Below are 22,374 nucleotides of genomic sequence, written 5' to 3'. Positions count from 1 at the left end.
CCCGGTAGCGAATACCGCTTAAACCTGAATCCGGATGATTTTGCGTATCCAGAAAATCCCGACCAACATGGAGCAGAACGCCCCGATGATCAGCTTTTGGCCCATGGGATCATTGAGCAGAACAGGCATGTAGGTGGGGCTTGTAACTATGATCGCGATCGCCAGCACGAAGGGAATGGCCACCAGTATCCAGGCGGACATCCGCCCTTCCGCCGACAAGGTTTTGATCTTGCGCTGAAAACGGAAGCGCCCACGAATCAGTCGACTCAGACGCTCCAGCACTTCAGTCAGATTGCCGCCCGTCTCGCGATGGATGAGGATCGAGGTCACCAGCATCATCACCGTCATGCTCGGCATACGCTCGAGCAGGCCGAGCATGGCCCGGCGTACATCGTTGCCATAGTTGATATCGGCGAAGGTCAGGCCGAACTCATGAGCGACCGCTCCCTTATGCTCCTCGGCGACCAGGCGCAGGGTTTCGTTGAACGGGTGTCCAGCGCGCAGGGCACGGCACATGGCATCCAGCGCATCCGGCAGGCCTTCCTCAAACTCAGCGAAGCGTTTGCCACGATCACGAGAAATTTTCAGCAGGGGTAACCAGAACACCCCGAAACCCGCTAGCAGCGCCATCCACCAGACCGACGAGATCATCCAGATCGAGATGCCCACACAGACGCCCAGGAACAGCCCGAGCAACAGCACCCGATAAGCACGATATTCATGCCCGGCCTGCTCGATCATCTGTGTCAGGTTCGCCATAAAGGGCAACTGCTCGAGCATGGCCTCCAATGGCGACAAGCGCGTCAGGTATTTCTGCCGCAACACTGTCTGCATGTTGGGCAAATTGTTGGCTTTCTCCAGCACATGCAGACGACCGCGGATGCGCTTGCGCATCTTGCCGGCCTCGCCGAACACCGGCACCACCACGCCCTGGGACAGAAGGAATACGGCGATAAACACCATGCCGAGGAACATCAGAATGAATTCACTGGGAATATTGTTCATGACTGCCGTGCCTCCATCCATTCAGGCCTGAACATGTTAAGCGGCAATTCGATGCCGCGTTTGGCCAGTACATCGCGGAAGGCCGGGATCATGCCGCTGGGGCGATAATCGCCAAGCACTTCGCCGTTCTCGCCCATGCCTTGACGCGCAAAGGAGAAGATTTCGGTCATGGTGATGATCTCGCCTTCCATGCCGTTGATTTCCTGCACGCTCACCAATCGGCGCTTGCCGTCCTCCTGGCGTTCCAGCTGGATCACCACATCAATGGCCGAAGCGATCTGCTGCCGCATGGCCTTGATCGGGAAAGTCGCCCCGGTCATCGACACCATGTTCTCGATTCGCCCCAACGCATCGCGCGCGGTGTTGGCGTGGATGGTGGTCAGCGAGCCGTCGTGCCCGGTGTTCATGGCGGTCAGCATGTCCAGCGCCTCGGCGCCGCGCACTTCGCCGATCACAATACGGTCCGGACGCATCCGCAGGCTGTTACGCACCAACTCCCGCTGGCTCACCTCGCCACGCCCCTCGATATTCGAAGGCCGGGTTTCCAGGCGCACCACATGGGGCTGTTGCAGTTGCAGTTCGGCCGAGTCTTCGATGGTGACGATCCGCTCGTTTTGCGGAATGAAACTGGACAGCACATTGAGCATGGTGGTCTTGCCGCTGCCGGTACCGCCGGAAATCAACACGTTCAAGCGTCCACGGACAATCGCCTTGAGCAGCAGGGCAATTGCAGGGGTTAACGTCCCCACCGAGATCAGGCTGTCGGTATTGAGCAGGTCCACCGCGAAGCGGCGAATCGACATGCTCGGGCCGTCGATGGCCAGCGGCGGGATAATCGCGTTGACCCGCGAACCGTCCTTGAGCCGGGCGTCCACCAATGGCGAGGACTCGTCGATACGCCGCCCCAGGCTGGAGACGATGCGGTCGATGATGTTGAGCAAATGCTGATCATCGCGAAAGCGCACATCGGTCCGTTGCAGTTTGCCAAAGCGCTCGACATAGACCGAGGCATGGCCGTTGACCAGAATATCGGACACGCTGTGATCGGCCAGCAACGGTTCCAGGGGACCCAGGCCGAGCACCTCGTCGGTGATCTGCTTGATGATCAACTGGCGGCTGACGGAACTCACTGGCGCCGAATGCTCATCAAGCAAGCGCTGGCAAATATCGCGAATTTGCCGCGTGGCTTCGGCCTGTTCAAGGGAGTCCAGCAGGGACAGGTCCATGACCTTGAGCAACTGCTGGTAGATCTTTTCCCGCCACTCGGCTTCCACCGGGGTGACCTGGCTTCTGGTTTCGTAAAGAACGTCCGGCGCCGCACGTTCCCACGCCATTATTTCCTCTGCCGGGTCCAGCAGGTCGTCGCCCAGCTGAGTAGCCGACGAAGAGGCGGGTTTACCGGACTGTTTGCGCAAGCGGTTACGAAAGTCGCTGATCATGGGTCATCCCCCGAAAAAACGGTTGAAGGCGCGTTTGAGTAAGCCTTTGTTCCCGGCTACCTGTTGACCGACCAGGTCCTCGGTCATGTCGCGCAGTGCGGCAGTAATCGCTGCCCTCGGCGCATGCAGCCCCAACGGCACGCCAGTGTTCTGACTCTGGCTGACCAGGTTGAAGTCGTTGGGTAATTTCGCCAGATTGGTGCAGCGCAACGCCTCGCCGATATCTTTGAGGCTGATCGCTGCCGCCTTGTCAAAGCGGTTGACTACTATCTGCAATTGATCCCCGCGCACGCCCAGGTCATCGCGAAGAATCCGCACCAGGGAGCTGGCATCGCGCAGGTGACTGACGCTCTGTTGCACCACCACGTACACCCGATCCACCTGCTCCAGCACAGAGCCGGTGAGGTGGTCGATTTGTCGCGGCAGGTCGATCACCACCCAGTCATAGCTGGCGCGGGCCAACTTCAACAGGGCATCAAGCTGCTCGGGCTGGGCATCCTGCGGCAGGCACAGCTCACCGGCCCGGCCACCCAGCACATGCAAGGTCGGGCTGAAGTGACTGCAAAAACCGCGTAGCGCGACGCTGTCCATGCCGTCGATCTGGTGCAACACCTCCAAATGGCTGTGTGACTGCGCCACATCCAGATAATGCGTCACGCTGCCAAATTGCAGATCCATATCCAGCAGCAGGGTACTGCCGCCCCTGGCACTGAGCTGCTGGGCCAGGTTGCAAGCCACCAGGGTTCCGCCGGAGCCGCCCTTGGCGCTCATCACAGCGATCAATTTCCCTTCTGCCCCACTGCCGGTCCGAACCTCCATGACCAGCCGATTCAAGGCGGCAACCAATTCCGTCTCGGCGATGGGCTCGGGCAGCACGTCACGGGCGCCGGCCTGCATCGCCATGCGCATGCCTTCCTGTTCGCTCAGCAGACCGCAAACCAACATCGGTGGACGCTCATGGGCCGGGTGCAGCAACAGCGCTGCCAGCTCCTCGCGCCACAGGTGGCTGACGCGCAACAGCAACAGATCGGGCATCCGGTCCAGACCGTAGAGCGGATCGACATGCCCGTTGCTCACCAGGCGAGTGCTCACCTCAAGGCCGGGCATGCGCTGACAGACACTCTGCAGATCGCGCAAAGAGGTGGCATCACGGCTGCTGATCAGCAACCGGAGCCCGGCTTTGCCAGTCGAGCTGGAGACTGGCGTTTCCTTGGTATTCAGCATGGTGTGATCTCCCCGGAATCGGAATGACGCCCGAGGCTTTCGCGTGGCAAGGTTGCCCTGAATGTGGGCAAGGTAATGGGCACGCCGAACCCGGGAATAAACAGGTTGAAAACGAAGTTTTGCAGGCTCAACTGGACGTAGCGGATGGCACGGAATCCAGTAACCCCACTCGTGTCGCCAGGGTTGGCCACCAGAGCGCCGTTTGCATCCAGATAAGTCAGTACCAGGTTGCTGGTGGTCAGATCGGTGATCAGCTGGCTCGTACCGGCATCCCCCGCAGCATTGAAAATCGCCCGCTGCAGGATCACCGGATCGCTGATATTGCACACTGCCGCCAGGCGTGCACCGCGACGGGCTGCTTCATCCAATGCATTGACCGTGAAGTACAGGCGGCCCATTTCCAATACGGCGAACAACAGCGTGAATACCAGCATGCCAATGATGGCGAACTCCACGACATAGGTGCCGCGCATGCGTTTGCGATTCATCACAGTGCCCTCATGACAGTCGTGGCGACCAGCGGAATGCTCAGCGCAATCTGACTACCAAAAAAACCCGGAATCGAGCCGGTACAATTGCCACTGCCAATCACCGGGCAAAACGTATAAGTGATGGTGACCCGCACATGGTCGAAGCCCACGGCGGCGACCTCCACCATACCGGTCGTCAACCCTGACACCACAGGGCTGCCGGTATTACTGGGCACACCATAGACCGCGACATTTTTCGTCTGGTCCTGCAGGGCATTACTCAGAGAGACCTCACCGAGCGTCGAGTTCCAGGCCTGGCTGGCAACAAAACGGTCCGCATCACGACTGGCCTGCAGCAGGACGTTGTACTGATAGAGCATGCGGCCGAACTCGCCGAAGGTCAGCAACAGCAACAGCAACACCGGCAGGACCAAGGTGAATTCCACCAGTGCCAGGCCTTGTTGGCGCTGCGATTGTTTAAAAGCATGAAGTCTCATGACGCCTCCTATGAGTCAGTGCTCGGAGTGCCGCTGCCGTTGAGATAGGTTTTGTAGAGCTGAATGATCTGCGGACCGGAATCGTTCACCGGTGTAGGGCTGGGCACGTTGTCGCCTTCGCACTCCTTCACAAACTGTCCGAAGATCTGCGCCTCCGTGCCGCCGCCGCTCATTGGCTGGACCACGTAATAGCAACCGAACCCCAGAACCGGGACCGTGGTTGAACCGCCCTGTTTGCCGGTGCAGTCGCCCACCACGATTTTCAGCATCCGGCGCTCGAACACCCCGTTGCTTTCACAGCCACTGCCGCCCCCTGCCACACACGCGGCAACGCTCGCACGCCAGTCGTTGTAGTCATATATCGTGTTGCCGCCCGCGGTAAGGTTGCCACCACTCGATGTGACGGGTTGCCCCTGATACTTCGCTTGTGGCGGGGTGACTGAGTCGTCATAAGTGATCGCAGGGTTACTGGACGTCGTCACCAGGTCCGGCGGATAGTCCGAGGAGCTGACTGGGCCATTGTAAATACCGAAACGTGTATTCAGGCCTTGAGACGCAGGGCCGACCTTGTTGCCAGGCGCGGTCTGGACATTCTCCCCCACGTTGCGGCAGACCGAGCCTCCTCCGGCCAGATCGTCCCTGACTGAACTGCCACCCGAGCCGAAATCGAGTAACTGAAAGTTGCCCGGACCAATGGGGGACGAATTGCCAGCAGCCGACTTCAATACTTGCAAATCACCAAATTGGAAGCCCCAGAACATGCCGGCATCCGGGTCATATTGGCTCGCTTCGCCACAGACCATCAAAGGTGCGAGATCGCACGGACTGGTAGGGCTGGGTCCAGCAGTGGCAATCGCCGCCACCGCTTTGTTCCCCACGGCGCCGAATGATTGAGCAAAGTTCCAGAAAAACCCCGTCAGGTTATAGCTCGGTACCGATACCCGAACGTATTTGGCATCCGTCGGGCCAGGATAGGAGAACGGGCCATAGACTTCTTTGGACAGTTCCACCACCGCAAATGTGCCTGGACTGCCGGCGACCGCCGTGTCCAATTCGTTATTGCCCGTGGCATTGGCATTTTGCATCAGCGTATTGAGCGCGGCAGCCTGCGTCGCGCTGGCAGCGTTGACTTCTCCTGCCACCTGACTCAGGGTTTTGGCACCACTCAGGGCGGCGGCGTCTACCGCATTCTGCAGGCGCGTCTTGTTCAGCAACATGTGTCCGCCGTCCAGCGCCAACGCCGCCATCATCACCATCGCCGCCAACGCGATTACCATCAATACGCTCACCGATCCTTCCTGGCGCCTTGGCGTCGCAGTGAACGGCTGCCGAATACGAAGATTCATCATCGAGCCCTCATTTGCCGATACTGATCCGGATCGGCTCCGCCAAGACCTGGTGTCTAGGACCTGTTGCGCCCTGTCAGCGAATGTTGACTACTTTGGTTTCGATCCCGCGAATGATGGTGATAGCCCCACCACTCTCGCCGCGGCTGCGCTGCATCACGCGTTTTGGCACAGTGGCGGTAGCCACCGCCATGACCGGTGCAGCAGGCGCAATGGCTGCGATTTTTTTCTCGCTATTCAGCGGATTGCGCAGGGTCAGTTGCAGTTTCCCTTCCGTTTGCGCCGTGACCAGGGTTTCAGCCTCTGCGGTCGTCATCTCCAGCGTCACTGCACGCACCACTACCGGTTGGGTCTTGTCGGTACCCGCCGTCTGGTCCACCGCCAACACCCGCAAATTCTCGAGGATGGTCCTGGACACAGCGTTATTGCCGGCGCCATCAGTTTTTTTAGTCGCCAGCACATCGACCCGGTTACCGGGTAACAGGAACCCGCCCACACCGACCACATCGTCTACCCGTACCGAGATGGCACGTTTGTCTGTCGCAATCAGAGAAGCCAGGGTACTGCCCCCCAAATGCTCACTCAGACGCGCGCCGCGCATGATGTCGCCCTTCAGGATGTCGAACGTTGCGATCTTGCCCACTGCTTTGTCGGTGGAGTCGAAGGCATCGTCCGGGATCGTGTCCATGGGCATGCGCAGGGTCGTGACCTGTTGGGCCTCGACCATCTGCCCGAATGGAATCTCGACCGTGGCGACTACCACGCTTCGAAGGTGGTCATCCGGGCTGGCATTGAGCCGGGCGCTCAGCCAGGAGTCGGCCATCCATGCAGCACCAAGGCCCATGACCAGAGAAATGCCTACCAGGGTAAGAGTACGAGAGCTCATGTCAGTATCTCCGTATCAAAGAAAGTCGAGCTGGACGAAATAGTTGTGCCAGGCCCATTCCAACTCTTGCGGTGACAATGGTCCGGAACCACCCATATAGCGCTGGCGATCGAGCGCCATGTTCAGGAGATCTCGGGGATGGCAAGGCACCAGGGGCATGCCTTCGCTTGCATAAAGCCTTTGCAGTACGTAACGCAGCAGCAGCGGGTCGAAAGGAATGCCCAGACGCTCGCATTCCTGACGCCAGATCTTTTCGTACTCCTCAGGCTTCAGGTAACCGAATTGCAGCTTGTAGCCAATCCGGCGAAGGAAGGCCTCATCGGCCAGCTCCAGGGGATTGAGGTTGGTGGAAAACACCAGAATCAGATCGAACGGCAGCTCGCAATGCCGACCACCGCCCAGGTTGATGAAGTCGCGCTTCTCTTCCATGGGGACGATCCAGCGGTTCAACAGTTCGGCGGGGGCCATGCGCTGGCGTCCCATGTCGTCGATGATGAACAGGCCATTACTGGCCTTGAGCTGCAAGGCGGCCTGGTACTGACGGGTGGAGGAGTCATAGCGAACGTCCAGCTGTTCCATGCTCAGTTCGCCGCCCGTAATAACGATCGGGCGCTTGCAGCACAGCAGTCGACGGTCGATCCCTTCGTTGAGCATCAGATTGTTCTGTTGACTGCTTTCATCGAGCCGCTGATGTACCTGCGGATCGTAGATCTCTATCACCGACTCGTTGATCACGATGGCATGAGGCACCCAGATGGCCTCGGCGAACAGACGAATCAGCCGACTGCTGACATAAGTCTTGCCGGTACCCGCGGGGCCATAAATCATGATTGCGCGCCCGGAGTTCAGTGCCACACCCAACTGATCGAGCATGCCCTCCGTGAGCACCACCCCAGCAAGGGCATTACGCATATCGTTGGCGTTGATGCGACCATGGTGAATGGTCTGCAATTTGATCAGGGACCGATAGGTACTCACCGGGAACGGTGCCGCACCGATATAGCCACTGCGCGACAAGGCATCGCGGGCGGCACTGCGTCCGCGTTCGGTCAGGCCATAACGCAGCATCTGCCCACCGGATTGCCCCATCTGGCCAAGCACTTCGACACGGCCGTCCTTGCGCAGAAACGCCAGGATCTCTTCAAGTACGGCGCCGGTCAGCGCCAGGCGATCTACCAGCCGCGGCATGTCGAGCACGCCGGCGTCATGCAGATGCTTGCACACCAGCTCACCGAGAAAACTGTCTGTCAGACCGGTATCGCTGATTGTGCACGGCTGAGGCGCCAGTCGTTGCACCGCATCCCGGTCGCTGGGGTAGGCATCACTATCGACGATGACGTGCATGACTAAGCTCCCAATCCACCAGCAACGAGTTGCCAGTAGACGCTGTTTAAAGTGCCAATCAGGATGGCGATCGAATAAGGAAAAGGTTTGCCAGCCACTTCATCTGAAGTCGGCGAAAAATAGGCCTGCGCTCTCAAAATCAACCAATAGCGTCCGAAGGTCTGGCGCAATTGACCGCGAACCAGGACTATCAGAAAACCGCACACGCCACCGGCTATCAGGCTGAATAAGGCAGCCCACAACGCGAAATGAAACGGAAGAAAACTGCCGACCATGGTCATTAGCTTGACATCGCCGGCGGCCATGCCACCAAAGGCGTACATGGGCAGAAACAGCCCAAAACAGATCAGCATACCCAACAGGCCGTCACCCAATCCGCTGACACCACCTGAATAAGTCTGACCGGCCAATCCAAGGGCAAGGCCCAACAAGACCAGCATGTTGGGAATACGGTGGTGAAGCAGATCGCTCACCACCGCGACGGCCAGCAGTCCTAGCAGTACAACTATCGACACCAGCAATTCCATGGACATGGCACGTCTCCCGATTGCGAGTTATCGTTAGCAAGCGACCCCACCGTTGACCGCGGCGCACAGTGCATCGATTTTGGTTTCCACCTGACCTCCAAGCGCCACGAACGCTGCGGCGACAGTCACCGTAATCAACCCACCCGCCACCGCATACTCCACAATGGTCAGGCCATCTTCGTCTTTGATGAACTTCATTACCGAAGCCTTGATTGTTTGCATGATCATTTTGCCCACCTCTCGAATGTTGTTTTTTCGGAAGGCAGTGCGTTCTGCGCTGCCTGGATGCAACACTAGTCAGGGGCAAGGCATAGGCGTTAGGAAGATTTTGCACATCACTAGGACTTTTTTGCGGGGGTGCCAACTACCGTTAGTTGGCTTTTGGAAGGCACGGCGGGGTAAGGAAGGAAATGACTTGCGAGTGCGATTGTCGTTGATTCACAAGCGACGAGCGGTTGAGGCTCGATACATTGATTCCACGCTAGGAAACAATCGGGCAGGGGCTATTTTTCGAACGAAATATAGAGCGCATAGAATTAAAGCATGAGTTCCTTATAAGCATTTAGTCTGCAAAGTGATCGAACGTTAGCAATACTACTCACCGAGAACGGCACGAAGAACCGCAGAGTAGAGACATGACGTCCAATTTGACCAGAAGGCCATCGCTACTATGGTTCGATCAGACTCACGATCGTTCCACAAAGGAACTCATCGCGCAGTTCGAGGGCACCTGCGACTGCAAACTGGCAAAAAATTCCGCGTTGCCCATCGCGGAACAGGCAGACATGATCTGCATCCATTTCGACCGCCCAGACACACCCGGCTTGAGGTTGTTGCTGGAGATCAAACGCACCACCCCCACCATCCCGATCACCATGTTCACCGTGCAGCACTCGGAAGAACTGGCTGTCTGGGCCATGCGCTCCAGTGTCTGGGAATACATGGTGCTGCCGCTCTCATCCAACGAGAGAAAGCGTTACCTGACGGCGGTGGCGCAGCTGTGCGAGTTGCGCCGAAATGCCAACGGCCAGGGCCAGACATCGTTGATCGATCACTCCCCTACCCTGCCGGACAGCATCCGCCTGACCTCGGGGCACCAAAAACACCAGGCGCTGAGCAACGTCATGCTTTACATCGATCAGCACTTTCGGGACAGCATCGATCAGAGGGAGTTGGCGAAGCGCTGCGGCATGACGACCTTTCGCTTCAGCCGCCTGTTCAAGGAAGCCAATGGCGTTGGTTTCACCGATTACATCTTGAACAAGCGCATGAGCTTCGCCAAGCAACTGCTCGACAATAGCCAGATGCCTATTACCAGCATCGGCTATGAGGCCGGCTTCAAGGATCCGTCCTACTTCGCTCGCGCATTCAAGCAGTTCGTCAACTGCACGCCCAGCGAATACCGTTTGACATGCCAACTCAGAGCAGTAGCAGCGCAACCGGCGCTGGAGGATACAACCGCTGAAGTGCTCGAAAGCCTGGTGCAGAGCCTCGGGAGTTGAGGCAGGTTTTTTTCACGCGCACAAAAAACGCCGCTCAATGAGCGGCGTTTTCTTTGAATTTGGAGCGGGAAACGAGACTCGAACTCGCGACCCCGACCTTGGCAAGGTCGTGCTCTACCAACTGAGCTATTCCCGCAAATGGCGTCCCCTAGGGGACTCGAACCCCTGTTACCGCCGTGAAAGGGCGGTGTCCTAGGCCACTAGACGAAGGGGACACGCTGCCCGGAACACATGGTGTGTGTTTCGGTGCCCAGATCCGCATCCGAAGATTTGGTTCTGGTTTCACTCAGCCCTGCCCGAAAGCAAAGCCGTTTAAAACTGGAGCGGGAAACGAGACTCGAACTCGCGACCCCGACCTTGGCAAGGTCGTGCTCTACCAACTGAGCTATTCCCGCATTGGCGTCCCCTAGGGGACTCGAACCCCTGTTACCGCCGTGAAAGGGCGGTGTCCTAGGCCACTAGACGAAGGGGACACACGTACAACATTCACTCCCTACCGCGTTTCGCTGTGTGCTTTACGCTGTAAGTGGCGCGCATTCTATGGATGGATTGAGGGGTCGTCAACCCCCAGATATAAATTTATTTAAATCAATGACTTCGCCCTGCTTTCAGCAGCGATTCAGGCTTTTCCGTCGACTGACCTTTGACGCCTATATTCTGGCTTCCAGCAAGGCGCTATAGTCCACACCGAGATGATGGCACTGTGCACCTCACACGCTATTTACTTATATATGCAGCGTTACGGCCGATATAAGCAAAGCCATAGCCGATTCAACTCGTCGAGCGGCCCTAGGCGCCCAAATGCCAAGCCACTACACTCGACACGCACGCGAACCCTATATAAGAGGTCTTACCGGTGACACCACTCATGATCACCCTGCTAGTCGTAGCCGGGATCGCACTATTGATCGCCATTGGCTACATGAACCATGTGGTGGAGAACAATAAGCTGGAAAAGGCCCGCACCAAGGTTGAACTCAATGACCGCCTGCGTCGCTGCGGCGAAATCACCGAGACCTTCCCCGGTCAGTTGATGACACCGGCGCTCAAGCTGCTGTTGACCCGTCTGGAACTGAACGTCTGCCAGCGCCTGCTGAACCTGGAAAAAACCAACGCCACGTTGAAGGCACGGATTACCGAGCTGAGTGCCTTGGTCGCCCAGGGCGAATCGATCCCGGTCAACAACCCGCCGGCACCGATCCAGACCGAAGCCAAAGCCAAAGACGTGCGTTTCCTGCTCGAAGCCATGCATGGCCAGATCACCCGCGCCGCACAGGACGGCTTCCTGCCGACCAACGAAGCCAAGCGCTGGATCCGCGAAGTGCGCCACATCCTGGTCCTGCTGCATATCGAATTCTTCAACAACCTGGGCCAGCATTCTCTACAACAGAACCAGCCCGGCCAGGCTCGCCTGGCCTTTGAACGCGGTGTGCAATACCTGCGCAAACAACAGGAACCGCAGATTTACGCTGAACAGCTGGAATACCTGGAGAAACTCCTGGCCCGCGCCAACGCCCAGGTCATGGACAAGATCGCTCCGGTAGAAGGCGAGATGAACCAATTGACTGAAGGCCTCAAAGACGTCGAGGCGGATGCCGACTGGAAGAAAAAAGCGATCTACGACTGATCACGCAAATGCTGAAAAGCCACCGGGTCAGGTGGCTTTTTTTTGCGTTGGGATTGATAGAGAGGCAGCCCCTACAACCTGAAGTGCCCCACCATCCCCTTCAACTCAACCCCCAACTGCGCCAACTCAATACTCGACGCGGCATTGCCCTGCATCGCCAGCGACGACTGATCCGCACTGGCGCGAATACTGGTGACACTGCGATTAATCTCCTCGGCTACTGAACTCTGCTCTTCCGCAGCCGCCGCAATCTGCTGGTTCATCTGCTGAATCAACGACACCGCTGCCGCAATGCTCCCCAAGGCGCTCTCGGTCTGCAACGCATCGCTTACCGCCAGCTTCACCAACTCGCCACTGTTCTGAATCTGCTGCACCGACGACTGCGCCGCCGAGCGCAAGGCACTGACGAGCCGTTCGATTTCTTCGGTCGATTGCTGGGTTCGCTTGGCCAGCGCTCGCACCTCATCGGCCACCACCGCAAACCCCCTGCCCTGCTCGCCGGCCCGCGCCGCCTCGATGGCCGCATTGAGCGCCAACAGGTTGGTCTGCTCGGCAACGCTTTTGATCACGCTGAGCACCGTGCCAATGTTCTGGATTTCCGCACTGAGGCTTTCGATGCTGGAGCTGGCCGAGGTGGCCGAGTCCGCCAATTGTTCGATCCGCGCCATGCTCTGACGCACCACCTGCTGACCGCTTTCGACCTTGCCATCGGCAGTCTGCGCGGCCTGGGCGGCTTCCTCCGCGTTACGTGCAACGTCATGCACCGTGGCGGTCATCTGGTTCATTGCGGTGGCGACCTGCTCGGTTTCTTCCTTCTGACTGCTGACTTCAAGGTTGGTCTGTTCGGTCACCGCCGACAGCGATTGAGCAGAGCTTGCCAGCTGTTCGATACCGGCTTGCAAACCACTGACGATATTGCTGAGCCCTGCGCCCATTTGCTGCATGGCTTGCATCAACTGGCCGATCTCGTCACGGCGGGTCACTTCAATCGTTGCACTCAAATCGCCCGCGGCGATCTGCTGAGCCACACGAATCACACTGCGCAGCGGCGCGACGATCAACCGGGTGATCACCCACGCAGCAATCAGCCCCACCAGCAAGGCCAGTGCCGAGGAGCCGATGATCAATAGCGAGTTCTTTTTCAGCTCTGCCTGCATCGACTGATCTTCGGCAACGTAGGCCTGATCCACCCGCGCCACCACTTGAGCGGCGCGCTGGTGAAGTTGCTCGTAGACGGTCTTTTCCTGCGCCAACAAGCCGGTGTACTCGGCGAGTTTTTCACTGAAACCGGCGATGTGACCGGACACTTCATTGAGGACGGTCTGGTACCCCTCATCCTTGATCGTGGTTTTCAGTTGCCCGGCCTGCGTCAATGCCTGATCGGCCTGCTCGATCTTGCCCTGCCCGCCGCTATCGTCGCCCTTGCGGCTCTGGTCCAGGCGTACGCGCGCTTCGTTCATGGCCTGCAACATCAAGCGCGAAACCTGGCTGACCTGATTGGCCTGCTCGATGAATTGCGCGCCGTCCTTGCCCTCGGATTCTTTCAAGGTATAGGCACCATCGTCGGCGAGACCGGCCTGCAGCACATCGAGGTTATTGGCCACGCTGGAGACCGACCAACTGGCCATTTCCAGCGCCAGGTCCTTGGCCTGACTCAGCGAGACAAACTCGTCAAAAGCCTTGCGATAGGCCCCCAGAGATTGTTCGACATCATTCATGACCGGCACATTGGTCGCCGACTGTGCCTTGAGTTCGGTTGCCAGAGCAACCAGAGCGTCCACCCCGGCGCGCAAGGCGTCCGCGGTTTTCGGATTACCGTGCAAGGCGTATTCCTGCTCGAGCAGGCGAACCTTGAGCAAACCACTGTTGAGCGACGACATCTGCTTGAGCCCGTCGAAGCGCTGACTGATGGTTTGCAGGGACCATACGCCGATGGCCGCCACCAAGGCTGTCAACAGCAGTACCAGTACAAACCCGACACCCAGTTTTTTCGCCATACCGAGGTTGGCAAAACGTCCTTGCACGGCCGAAATCATTGCGCTTAGTCCCCTGCCATTGTCTGTTGATGCAGATTCGCAACGGGCCGGTGCCAACACAAGTCTCTGGCGTCGGAATAATGGCAAAAAGCTACGCCCGCGTCGCTTTCAGAACGCTTGAGGTCGATCCCGAGCGGTGGCCTGAAAAAATGCCCGGGCACGAGGATCACAGGCATAAGCTACGTTGATCCGCTGCCAGTCATGAGCCTGGCCAGTCGGACTGAACGCCGTTGGACAAGACAGCAGGACACCGTAGCGCCGCGCCTGAGTCCGCACCTGAGCATAGTCAGCGTTGCGTGAGCGCGCCCAGATGAACAGGCCACCCACCGGTTTGCCGAAAACCTCCCATTCGGCGTCTTCAAGTATTTGCAAGGCCGCTTCCCTGTCAGTACTTAATCGCTGACGCTGACGCTGCACCAACTTGCGATAGGCACCACTGGCCAACAAACAAGCCAGTACCGACTCGCTGAATCGTGAAGCGCCCATGCTGCTGATCATCTTGACCCTGGCCAGTCGCAAAATAACATCGGCACCAGCCACGACAAAGCCGACCCGTAACGAACTGCTGAGGGTTTTGGAGTAGCTGCCGACATAGATCACGTTGTCATCAATGCCGAGTGCCGCAAGGCGCGTGCCGGGGCCGCTGTGCAAATCCGCATAGACGTCGTCTTCAATCACCAGCACGCCATTTTTTTTGGCCAGTTGCAGAACTTGCTGAGCCACCGCAGGGGTCAGACTGCTGCCGGTGGGGTTGTGATAAAAGCTGTTGATGAACAAGCCACGGGGTTTGTGCTTCAGCAACAATGCCTCGAGGGCATGGGTGTCTGGCCCGTGAGGGGTTCGCGGCACCTCGATCATGCTGATCCCGTGCAGCCTGAGCAGCTCGAACAGCATCGAATAGCCCAGACTCTCCACCACCACGCAATCGCCCGTCTTGAATAATGTCCGTACGATCAGGTCGAGCCCATGACTGGCCCCCGCCGTAGTCAGGATTCGGCTTTCATCCACCGTGATATTCAGCTGTTTCAATCGTTTGAGGATCTGCTGACGCAAGGCAGGCAAGCCCAGCGGCGTGCTGTAGTTGAACAATCCGGCCATATCGGTGCGGCTGACCTGGCGTATGGCGTAGCTCAGGTCGTCAGTCTCGCGCCAGCTCTCGGGTAATCCGCCACAACCCAGTTTCAGTTCGCCGACGTGGCTGCTTTGCTTTTCCTCAACCCCTTCGAACCAGGGAAGATCCTGTTGCCCCTGAGCAGCCAGCGCCGTTACCGCGACAAAGAAACCCGTCCCGTTACGCGTTGCCAGTAACCCTTGAGCCACAAGCCGTTCACAGGCCTCGACGACACTGGATTGACTGAGCAGATTGATCCGCGCGATTTGCCGCACGGAAGGTAAACGCATCCCCGGTGACACCTCGCCGCGACGGAGCCATTCGGCCAATGCGTCGACGATTTGCTGCACGACAGGCACCAATGCCTCTCGATCGATTCTCAACTCCATGAGCAAGCAAACTCCTCTCCGTTTTGCGGGAAACAGTTAATCACAGGAGCGCTCGAGAAGATGTGCGACAACGCCGCCAAAACCCTCGGTTCTAACCATTTGAAACACATTGACCGGCGTCGTCAGGGAACCGGCGCTTGAAGAAGTGGGCAAAACACTAAAACGCCGTGACCCCACCATCCACCGCCAGCGAATGCCCGGTGGTGAACGCCGCGCCGTCGCTGCACAGGTACAGCACCGCGCTGGCAATTTCTTCGACCTTGCCGATACGCCCGACCGGGTGCATGGCGTTGGCGAATTCGCCCTTCTTCGGGTCCGCTTCATAGGCTCGACGGAACATGTCGGTGTCGATCACCGCCGGGCACACCGCATTCACGCGAATCTTTTTCTTGGCGTATTCGATGGCCGCCGATTTGGTCAGGCCGATCACCGCGTGTTTCGAGGCGGCGTAGATGCTCATCTTCGGCGCAGCCCCCAGGCCGGCGACCGACGCGGTGTTAACGATCGCGCCGCCACCCTGGGCCAGCAGCAAAGGCAACTGATACTTCATGCACAGCCAGACGCCTTTGACGTTGACGCCCATGATCGCGTCGAACTCATCGATCGTGCCTTCGGCCAGTTTGCCTTTCTCGATTTCGATACCGGCGTTGTTGAAGGCATAGTCGAGACGGCCGTAGGCATTCACCACCTCGTCCATCAGATTTTTTACATCGCTTTCCACAGTGACATTGCAGCGCACGAAAGTCGCTTCACCGCCCGCGGTGCGAATCAGCGCCACAGTGCCTTCACCACCGGCCGCATCCAGATCAGCGACCACCACTTTCAAACCTTCGGCGGCGAACGCCAAAGCGGTCGCGCGGCCAATACCATTGGCCGCGCCTGTCACAACGGCGACCTGGCCGGAAAACGTCATGCTCATTGTTATGTCCTCGGAGGGAAGAATGCGGGGGATCGCGTGTGCCCAGTCTAGTCATAGGGGCGTATGGCACGGCAGCACTATCAGAAGGCCGGTTGGTTGCCCATGAGTTGCAGTGATAGAACCGGCGCCCTGACTATCACTGCACTGGATCGATGTGCATTCGCAGCGTCAGCCAACCTTGCAGCATCGCCAATGAAGGTCTATCAACAAGACTTCATTCATCTTGAGTGCCTGTCATGACTACCCAGACCAATCGCCAGTTCCTGCTCGCCAAACGTCCCGTGGGCGCGGCTACCCGCGAGACTTTCACCTATCAGGAAGTACCGGTCGGCGAGCCGGCGACGGGTCAGATCCTGGTCAAGAACGAATACCTGTCCCTGGATCCGGCCATGCGTGGCTGGATGAACGAGGGCAAGTCCTACATCCCTCCGGTCGGCATTGGCGAAGTCATGCGTGCATTGGGCGTAGGCAAAGTCATCGCTTCGAACAATCCGGGTTTCGCCGTGGGGGACTACGTCAACGGCGCCCTCGGCGTGCAGGATTACTTCCTCGGCGAGCCACGAGGTTTCTACAAGGTCGATCCGAAACTGGCACCGCTGCCGCGCTATTTATCCGCGCTGGGCATGACCGGGATGACCGCCTATTTCGCCCTGCTCGATGTCGGCGCACCGAAAGCAGGTGATACCGTGGTTTTATCGGGCGCGGCCGGTGCGGTGGGCAGCATTGCCGGGCAGATCGCCAAGATCAAAGGTTGCCGTGTGGTCGGCATTGCCGGCGGCGCGGACAAGTGCAAGTTCCTGATCGATGAACTGGGTTTTGACGGTGCCATCGACTACAAAAACGAAGACGTACACGCCGGCCTCAAACGCGAATGCCCGAAAGGCGTCGACGTGTATTTCGATAACGTCGGCGGCGATATTCTCGATGCCGTGCTGAGCCGGCTGAACATGAAGGCGCGGGTGGTGATTTGCGGCGCCATCAGCCAGTACAACAACAAGGAAGCGGTCAAAGGCCCGGCCAACTACCTGTCGCTGCTGGTCAACCGCGCGCGGATGGAAGGCTTTGTGGTGATGGATTACGCCGCCCAGTTCGGCGCTGCCGGGCAGGAAATGGCCGGGTGGATGGCCAAGGGGCAGCTCAAGAGCAAGGAAGACATCGTTGAAGGACTGGAAACATTCCCGGAGACGCTGATGAAATTGTTCAGCGGCGAGAATTTCGGGAAGTTGGTGTTGAAAATTTAACCCGGTATTTTGAAAGAATCACAAAACCCTGTGGGAGCGGGCTTACCCGCGATGAGGGCGTGTCAGTCAACATCAATCTTGTCTGATACACCGCTATCGCGGGCAAGCCCGCTCCCACAGGTTTAGTGGCGTTTAAGCGAGTTCGGCAACAACCGCCGCCAGCGCCTTCGCCGGATCCGCCGCCTGGCTGATCGGACGACCGATCACCAGGTAGTCGGAACCTGCCTCCAACGCCTGACGCGGGGTCAGGATGCGGCGTTGATCGTCCTGGGCGCTGCCCGCCGGACGAATTCCCGGGGTCACCAGTTGCAACGACGGGTGAGCAGCCTTCAAGGCCTGGGCTTCCAGGGCCGAGCAGACCAGACCGTCCATCCCGGCTTTTTCGGCCAGCGCGGCCAGGCGCAGCACCTGCTCCTGTGGCTCGATGTCCAGACCGATACCCGCCAGATCCTCACGCTCCATGCTGGTCAGCACGGTAACGCCGATCAACAGCGGTTTCGGGCCGGTACGCTGATCGAGCACTTCACGGCAGGCGGCCATCATGCGCAGACCGCCGGAGCAGTGCACGTTGACCATCCACACGCCCATTTCCGCGGCGGCCTTGACGGCCATGGCGGTGGTGTTCGGAATGTCGTGGAACTTGAGGTCCAGGAACACTTCGAAACCTTTGTCGCGCAGGGTGCCGACGATTTCCGAGGCGCAACTGGTGAACAGTTCTTTACCGACTTTGACCCGGCACAGCTTCGGGTCCAGTTGATCGGCCAGCTTCAGTGCGGCGTCACGGGTAGGGAAATCCAGGGCGACGATGATAGGCGTCTGGCAGGCGGACATGAGTGGGCTCTCAGGCAAGTCGAAATCGGCGCGCATTGTAGCGGAACCAGCGCCGCTGCGGGACCCGATGATCGGTAATTCGTCGTCGCGGTCAAGACAAGACTAGCTCCTGCGTCAATTGTGTCGAGTTCGATACACACACGACACGCCCACAACACCCTCCAACGCTACCCTCGGCAGCCGCAACAGGTCCTACAGCACTTCCCGCCTCACGGCCGGACGCCTATGCTGAAGCCACAACCTCGCAGCCTATCTTTGTGGTTGGCAGCCTATCTGGCAGATGAACGCACGCATGCACAACTCCCCAGCACCTCTGAACGACGATCAAAAAGCGCCGGCCGACGATAAACGCTGGAGCATTCGCGCCCTGATCGTCGACGATGACGTCCCGATCCGCGAACTGATGATCGACTACCTGGCCCGGTTCAGTATCCACGCCAGCGGCGTCACCGATGGCGCCGCGATGCGTCAGGTGCTGCAAGCCGAGCATTTCGACGTGGTGGTGCTCGACCTGATGCTGCCGGGCGAAGACGGCTTGTCGCTGTGCCGCTGGTTGCGCGCCGAATCGGACATTCCGATCCTGATGCTCACCGCCCGCTGCGAACCCACCGACCGGATCATCGGCCTGGAACTGGGCGCCGACGACTACATGGCCAAGCCATTCGAGCCGCGGGAACTGGTCGCACGGATTCAGACCATTCTGCGTCGAGTGCGCGACGACCGCACCGAACAGCGTGCGAATATTCGCTTCGACAACTGGCGATTGAACAGCGTGCTGCGCCAGTTGATCGCCGCCGATGGCCTGGTGGTGCCGCTGTCCAACGCCGAATTCCGCTTGCTCTGGGTGTTCATCGAACGTCCGCGCCGGGTACTCAGCCGCGAACAGCTGCTGGACGCCGCCCGTGGTCGCTCGATCGAAGCCTTTGATCGCAGCATCGACTTGCTCGTCTCGCGCCTGCGCCAGAAACTGGGCGATGACCCGAAAGCCCCACAACTGATCAAGACCGTTCGCGGCGAGGGTTATCTGTTCGACGCACGAGACATCGGCTGATGCGTGCGCGCTTCGATACGCTGTTCGGCCGCCTGTTTGGCGTGCTGCTGCTGGCGATCGTACTGGCGCACTTGTTGGCGTTCTTCTGGTTCAGGCATTACGGTCCACCGCCTCCCCCTCCTCCGCCGTCGGAATTTTCCGAACGCTTCGACGGACAACGCCCACCGCCGGACCCGCGCTTCGGCAATCGGCCGCCACGGCCGTGGTTCGGCGGGCCGCTGGTGCCGCTGACCTTTCAGTTTGTCTCGCTGATCATCGCCGCCTGGTACGGCGCCAAGTTGCTGACCCGGCCGATCCAACGCCTGAGCGACGCCGCCGAGCGCCTGAGTGAAAATCTCGACAGTCCACCACTGGATGAGTCGGGGCCACGGGAAGCGCGGCAAGCGGCGCACACCTTCAACCTGATGCAGCAACGCATTCTGCAGCAAGTGCAGCAGCGCTCACGAATGCTTGGCGCGGTGTCCCACGACCTGCGCACGCCGCTGTCGCGGCTCAAGCTGCGGCTGGAACAGATCGATGACGACAAGCTGCAAGGCCAGATGCGTCAGGACCTGGACGACATGATCAGCATGCTCGATTCCACCCTCACCTACCTGCACGAACAGCGCACCAGCGAGGCGCCGCAATGGATGGACGTGCAGGCGCTGGTGGAATCCCTGAGCGAAAACGCCCAGGACCAGGGTTCCAATGTCCAGGCCAGCGGCCATTGCGCGCCGCTGCAGGTTCAGCCGATGGCCTTGCGCTCATGCATCAATAACCTGCTGGACAACGCCCTGCGTTATGCCGGGGACGCGCTGATCACGCTTGAAGACAGCCGCGAGGAACTGGTGATTCGGGTCATCGACCATGGCCCGGGTATCGCGGCGGATAAACGTGAAGCGGTGTTTGAACCGTTCTTTCGTCTGGAAGGTTCACGTAATCGCAACTCCGGCGGCGTCGGTCTGGGCATGACCATCGCCCGGGAAGCTGCGGAGCGTTTGGGTGGGCAGTTGAGCCTGGAAGAGACCTTCGGTGGTGGTTTAACCGCAGTCATCCGCCTGCCCCGTCTCTAAGCCACAACAAGCCCGCTCCCACAGGATCTGAGCCGACCAATAGTTGTGTGTGTGTGTGTGTGTGTACCCATCGGTACAAACCCCACATACCCACGACAACTCACCCCTTGAGGCTGCATAAGCCGGTGCACTCACCGGTTTCCCATTCCAAGGAGTGAGCACAATGATCGGTAGTGTCAGCAACTACACGAGCTATACCAGCACCAGCAGCACCTCCACCAACAGCGCCCGCAGCCAGCAATTCCAGAAAGAACTGCTCGCCAAACTCGACAGCAACAGCGACGGCGCGGTGGATCAGGACGAGCTCACGAGCGCCCTGTCGCAGAAAACCGACGACGGTCTGCTGGTCAGCCTGAGCAAAAACTTCAGCGACCTGGACAGCGACGAAAGCGGCAGCCTGAGCAGCGAAGAAATGGCCGCGATGGCTCCACCGCCGCCACCGCGTGATCAGGCGCCGAGCACCGAACTGGCCGATGCGCTGATCAGCGCCCTGGACACTGACGGCGACGGTGCCATCAGCAGCGATGAACTGAGCAATGGCCTGACCAGCGCCGGCAGCACGGCCGACAGCACAGAAATCTTCTCGGCCCTGGACAAGAACGAAGACGGCACCGTCAGCCAGGACGAACTCGTCGCCAGCCTGACCCCAACACCGCCGCCACCTCAGCAGATGTCCAGCGAAGAACTGTTCAGCCAGCTCGATACCGACAGCGACGGCAGTGTCACCGCCACCGAACTGAGCAGCGCCCTGGCCAGCGACAGCACTTCGTCGACCAGCACCGATACCAGCGCCGCATTGCTCAAGGTTCTGGATAGCGACAGCAGCGGTGGCGTCAGCAGCGATGAACTGAAAGCCGCCCTGCAAGCCGGCCGCGAGCAGAACACTGACAGCTCCACGAATCAGTTCAACGTGACCGAAGCCCTGAACAAAATGATCGCCAACCTGAGCAAGCAGTACTCGCTCGACAACGTCGCGACCGTGGGCAAATACCTGAACGAGGCGACCTGAGTCAAAAGCTTCGCGGGCGGTGCGTCGATCCGACTTGCCCGCGAAGAGGCCCTAAGCCCCAACAAAAAACTCAGGGCCGGATATCTTCAACCCGGGCCTGGCTCCCCACACAATAAAAAATCGCCATTCCTGTGTTGATCGTTCCCACGCTCTGCGTGGGAACGCAGCCCGGGACGCTCCGCGTCCCCTCCAGAGCCGAACGCGGAGCGTCCGTTGAGGCATTCCCACGCAGAGCGTGGGAACGATCATGAAAGACCCACCATCTCGTTTAACCGGCGTTCGAAAAGGGGACGAAAAGGGGACGTATTTATTTACCGTTCGCTCCGCCTGAACCAGGGCCTGAGTGATCAATAAACAAAGATGTTTAATCGACATCTCCAGAAACTCTCTGAGGCTACACAACCTTGCGTCGCTGCCTACAGCTGCGCCAGAATCCGCCGGCTTGTGCGCCTTGAGGTCGGGCTCTATCGTTTGCGGGTCGCTGACCAATCAGCGATCGGATTTGACCGTCCGAATAAATCAAGGCGCGCCAGCGTCCAAGACCTATTTCAGGCATGTCTGAAATATCGTGTCGCGGTGGCTGTGCGTGGGACACCTTCGGGTGTGCCGGATTCCTTGATGTCCGGTCGGTCAACCCGCGTACAGCTGCCACCTTGTTCGTTTGACCGCGAACGGCGGTAGTTCCACTCATCAAGGAGCTTCACCATGTTCAAAGCCACACCCAATCCCCCTGAAAACGATCCAACTTCCCCTTACGAATCCCTCGATTCGAAAAAACTCCACGAAGCCGCCGACCGTGCCCTCGACCACTACCTCAAGCCGCCCACCCCCAAAGACACCAAGCGCAAACCCAGCACCATTTACCACG

20 protein-coding genes, 4 tRNA genes and 1 pseudogene are annotated in these 22,374 nt (G+C 59.0%); 6 read left to right on the top strand and 19 right to left on the bottom strand.

Annotated elements, in window-relative coordinates; genetic code table 11:
* Nucleotides 1–18: 18 nt before the first annotated feature.
* The 10 genes from MMG91_RS12805 to MMG91_RS12760 form a co-directional block, all read right to left on the bottom strand.
* Nucleotides 19–1,005, bottom strand: coding sequence for a type II secretion system F family protein (locus MMG91_RS12805; protein ID WP_310659801.1), 987 nt, complete (start codon nt 1,003–1,005; stop codon nt 19–21).
* Nucleotides 1,002–2,444, bottom strand: coding sequence for a CpaF family protein (locus MMG91_RS12800; protein WP_310659800.1), 1,443 nt, complete (start codon nt 2,442–2,444; stop codon nt 1,002–1,004). The genes MMG91_RS12805 and MMG91_RS12800 overlap by 4 nt, the downstream gene beginning before the upstream one ends.
* A 3-nt stretch (nt 2,445–2,447) precedes the next feature.
* Entirely contained in the window at nt 2,448–3,668 is a 1,221-nt protein-coding gene (locus MMG91_RS12795) for an AAA family ATPase (RefSeq protein ID WP_310659799.1), read from the bottom strand.
* Nucleotides 3,662–4,156 (bottom strand): TadE/TadG family type IV pilus assembly protein, encoded by a 495-nt coding sequence (locus tag MMG91_RS12790; RefSeq protein WP_258616519.1) that lies wholly within the window; start codon nt 4,154–4,156, stop codon nt 3,662–3,664. The genes MMG91_RS12795 and MMG91_RS12790 overlap by 7 nt, the downstream gene beginning before the upstream one ends.
* Entirely contained in the window at nt 4,156–4,635 is a 480-nt protein-coding gene (locus MMG91_RS12785; protein WP_310659798.1) for a TadE/TadG family type IV pilus assembly protein, read from the bottom strand. Before MMG91_RS12785 ends, MMG91_RS12790 begins: the two co-directional genes overlap by 1 nt.
* A gap of 8 nt (nt 4,636–4,643) precedes the next feature.
* Nucleotides 4,644–5,984: a Tad domain-containing protein gene (locus MMG91_RS12780; protein ID WP_310659797.1), complete on the bottom strand. Its 1,341-nt coding sequence runs from the start codon at nt 5,982–5,984 to the stop codon at nt 4,644–4,646.
* A 73-nt stretch (nt 5,985–6,057) separates the two neighbouring features.
* Complete coding sequence (gene cpaB, locus MMG91_RS12775) at nt 6,058–6,867, bottom strand: Flp pilus assembly protein CpaB (RefSeq protein WP_310659796.1); 810 nt, start codon at nt 6,865–6,867, stop codon at nt 6,058–6,060.
* 15 nt (nt 6,868–6,882) lie between these two features.
* The gene (locus MMG91_RS12770; RefSeq protein ID WP_310659795.1) at nt 6,883–8,211 is read right to left on the bottom strand and encodes an AAA family ATPase; all 1,329 of its coding nucleotides are present in this window, start codon (nt 8,209–8,211) and stop codon (nt 6,883–6,885) included.
* Nucleotides 8,212–8,213: 2 nt separating this feature from the next.
* Nucleotides 8,214–8,744 (bottom strand): prepilin peptidase, encoded by a 531-nt coding sequence (locus tag MMG91_RS12765; RefSeq protein ID WP_310659794.1) that lies wholly within the window; start codon nt 8,742–8,744, stop codon nt 8,214–8,216.
* A gap of 27 nt (nt 8,745–8,771) precedes the next feature.
* Nucleotides 8,772–8,966 carry a Flp family type IVb pilin gene (locus MMG91_RS12760; RefSeq protein WP_258616531.1) on the bottom strand — a complete coding sequence of 65 codons (195 nt, stop codon included), beginning with the start codon at nt 8,964–8,966 and terminating at the stop codon, nt 8,772–8,774.
* A gap of 407 nt (nt 8,967–9,373) precedes the next feature.
* Here MMG91_RS12760 and MMG91_RS12755 point away from each other — a divergent pair, with 407 nt between their 5' ends.
* Nucleotides 9,374–10,240, top strand: coding sequence for a DNA-binding response regulator (locus tag MMG91_RS12755; protein WP_310659793.1), 867 nt, complete (start codon nt 9,374–9,376; stop codon nt 10,238–10,240).
* Nucleotides 10,241–10,300: 60 nt separating this feature from the next.
* On the opposite strand, the gene MMG91_RS12750 is transcribed toward MMG91_RS12755, so the two are convergent.
* The 4 genes from MMG91_RS12750 to MMG91_RS12735 form a co-directional block, all read right to left on the bottom strand.
* A tRNA-Gly gene (locus MMG91_RS12750) sits at nt 10,301–10,376 on the bottom strand.
* Nucleotides 10,377–10,379: 3 nt separating this feature from the next.
* Nucleotides 10,380–10,455: transfer RNA gene (locus tag MMG91_RS12745), tRNA-Glu, on the bottom strand.
* 104 nt (nt 10,456–10,559) lie between these two features.
* Nucleotides 10,560–10,635: transfer RNA gene (locus tag MMG91_RS12740), tRNA-Gly, on the bottom strand.
* A 2-nt stretch (nt 10,636–10,637) separates the two neighbouring features.
* Nucleotides 10,638–10,713, bottom strand: a tRNA-Glu gene (locus MMG91_RS12735).
* Nucleotides 10,714–11,108: 395 nt separating this feature from the next.
* On the opposite strand from MMG91_RS12735, the gene MMG91_RS12730 reads away from it, so the two are divergent.
* Complete coding sequence (locus MMG91_RS12730; RefSeq protein WP_305502932.1) at nt 11,109–11,867, top strand: hypothetical protein; 759 nt, start codon at nt 11,109–11,111, stop codon at nt 11,865–11,867.
* 71 nt (nt 11,868–11,938) lie between these two features.
* On the opposite strand, the gene MMG91_RS28985 is transcribed toward MMG91_RS12730, so the two are convergent.
* From MMG91_RS28985 to MMG91_RS12715, 4 genes and pseudogenes are all read right to left on the bottom strand, one after another.
* Nucleotides 11,939–12,643, bottom strand: a complete 705-nt coding sequence (locus tag MMG91_RS28985) for a methyl-accepting chemotaxis protein (protein WP_405046538.1) — start codon at nt 12,641–12,643, stop codon at nt 11,939–11,941.
* 204 nt (nt 12,644–12,847) lie between these two features.
* A pseudogene (locus MMG91_RS28980) lies at nt 12,848–13,024 on the bottom strand (HAMP domain-containing protein); the annotation flags it as partial.
* 987 nt (nt 13,025–14,011) lie between these two features.
* Entirely contained in the window at nt 14,012–15,403 is a 1,392-nt protein-coding gene (locus tag MMG91_RS12720) for a PLP-dependent aminotransferase family protein (RefSeq protein ID WP_310659792.1), read from the bottom strand.
* A gap of 157 nt (nt 15,404–15,560) precedes the next feature.
* Complete coding sequence (locus MMG91_RS12715) at nt 15,561–16,322, bottom strand: SDR family oxidoreductase (RefSeq protein WP_310659791.1); 762 nt, start codon at nt 16,320–16,322, stop codon at nt 15,561–15,563.
* A gap of 236 nt (nt 16,323–16,558) precedes the next feature.
* Between MMG91_RS12715 and MMG91_RS12710 the strand changes: the two genes are divergently transcribed.
* Complete coding sequence (locus MMG91_RS12710) at nt 16,559–17,563, top strand: NADP-dependent oxidoreductase (protein ID WP_310659790.1); 1,005 nt, start codon at nt 16,559–16,561, stop codon at nt 17,561–17,563.
* Nucleotides 17,564–17,695: 132 nt separating this feature from the next.
* On the opposite strand, the gene pyrF is transcribed toward MMG91_RS12710, so the two are convergent.
* Nucleotides 17,696–18,394 carry an orotidine-5'-phosphate decarboxylase gene (gene pyrF / locus MMG91_RS12705; RefSeq protein WP_305446537.1) on the bottom strand — a complete coding sequence of 233 codons (699 nt, stop codon included), beginning with the start codon at nt 18,392–18,394 and terminating at the stop codon, nt 17,696–17,698.
* A gap of 292 nt (nt 18,395–18,686) precedes the next feature.
* On the opposite strand from pyrF, the gene MMG91_RS12700 reads away from it, so the two are divergent.
* The 3 genes from MMG91_RS12700 (at nt 18,687) to xopAW (ending at nt 21,506) form a co-directional block, all read left to right on the top strand.
* Nucleotides 18,687–19,445: a response regulator gene (locus tag MMG91_RS12700; protein ID WP_310659789.1), complete on the top strand. Its 759-nt coding sequence runs from the start codon at nt 18,687–18,689 to the stop codon at nt 19,443–19,445.
* Nucleotides 19,445–20,497 (top strand): HAMP domain-containing sensor histidine kinase, encoded by a 1,053-nt coding sequence (locus MMG91_RS12695; RefSeq protein ID WP_305446538.1) that lies wholly within the window; start codon nt 19,445–19,447, stop codon nt 20,495–20,497. Before MMG91_RS12700 ends, MMG91_RS12695 begins: the two co-directional genes overlap by 1 nt.
* 163 nt (nt 20,498–20,660) lie before the next feature.
* Nucleotides 20,661–21,506: a XopAW family type III secretion system calcium-binding effector gene (gene xopAW, locus MMG91_RS12690; RefSeq protein WP_310659788.1), complete on the top strand. Its 846-nt coding sequence runs from the start codon at nt 20,661–20,663 to the stop codon at nt 21,504–21,506.
* The last annotated feature ends 868 nt before the right edge of the window (nt 21,507–22,374 follow it).

The sequence above is a fragment of the Pseudomonas sp. JL3 genome, assembly GCF_031570575.1.
GTDB classification, from domain to species: Bacteria; Pseudomonadota; Gammaproteobacteria; order Pseudomonadales; family Pseudomonadaceae; genus Aquipseudomonas; species Aquipseudomonas cucumis.
The sequence above is the reverse complement of the archived record's forward strand: the minus strand, read 5'-3'. Positions and strand labels throughout refer to the sequence as shown.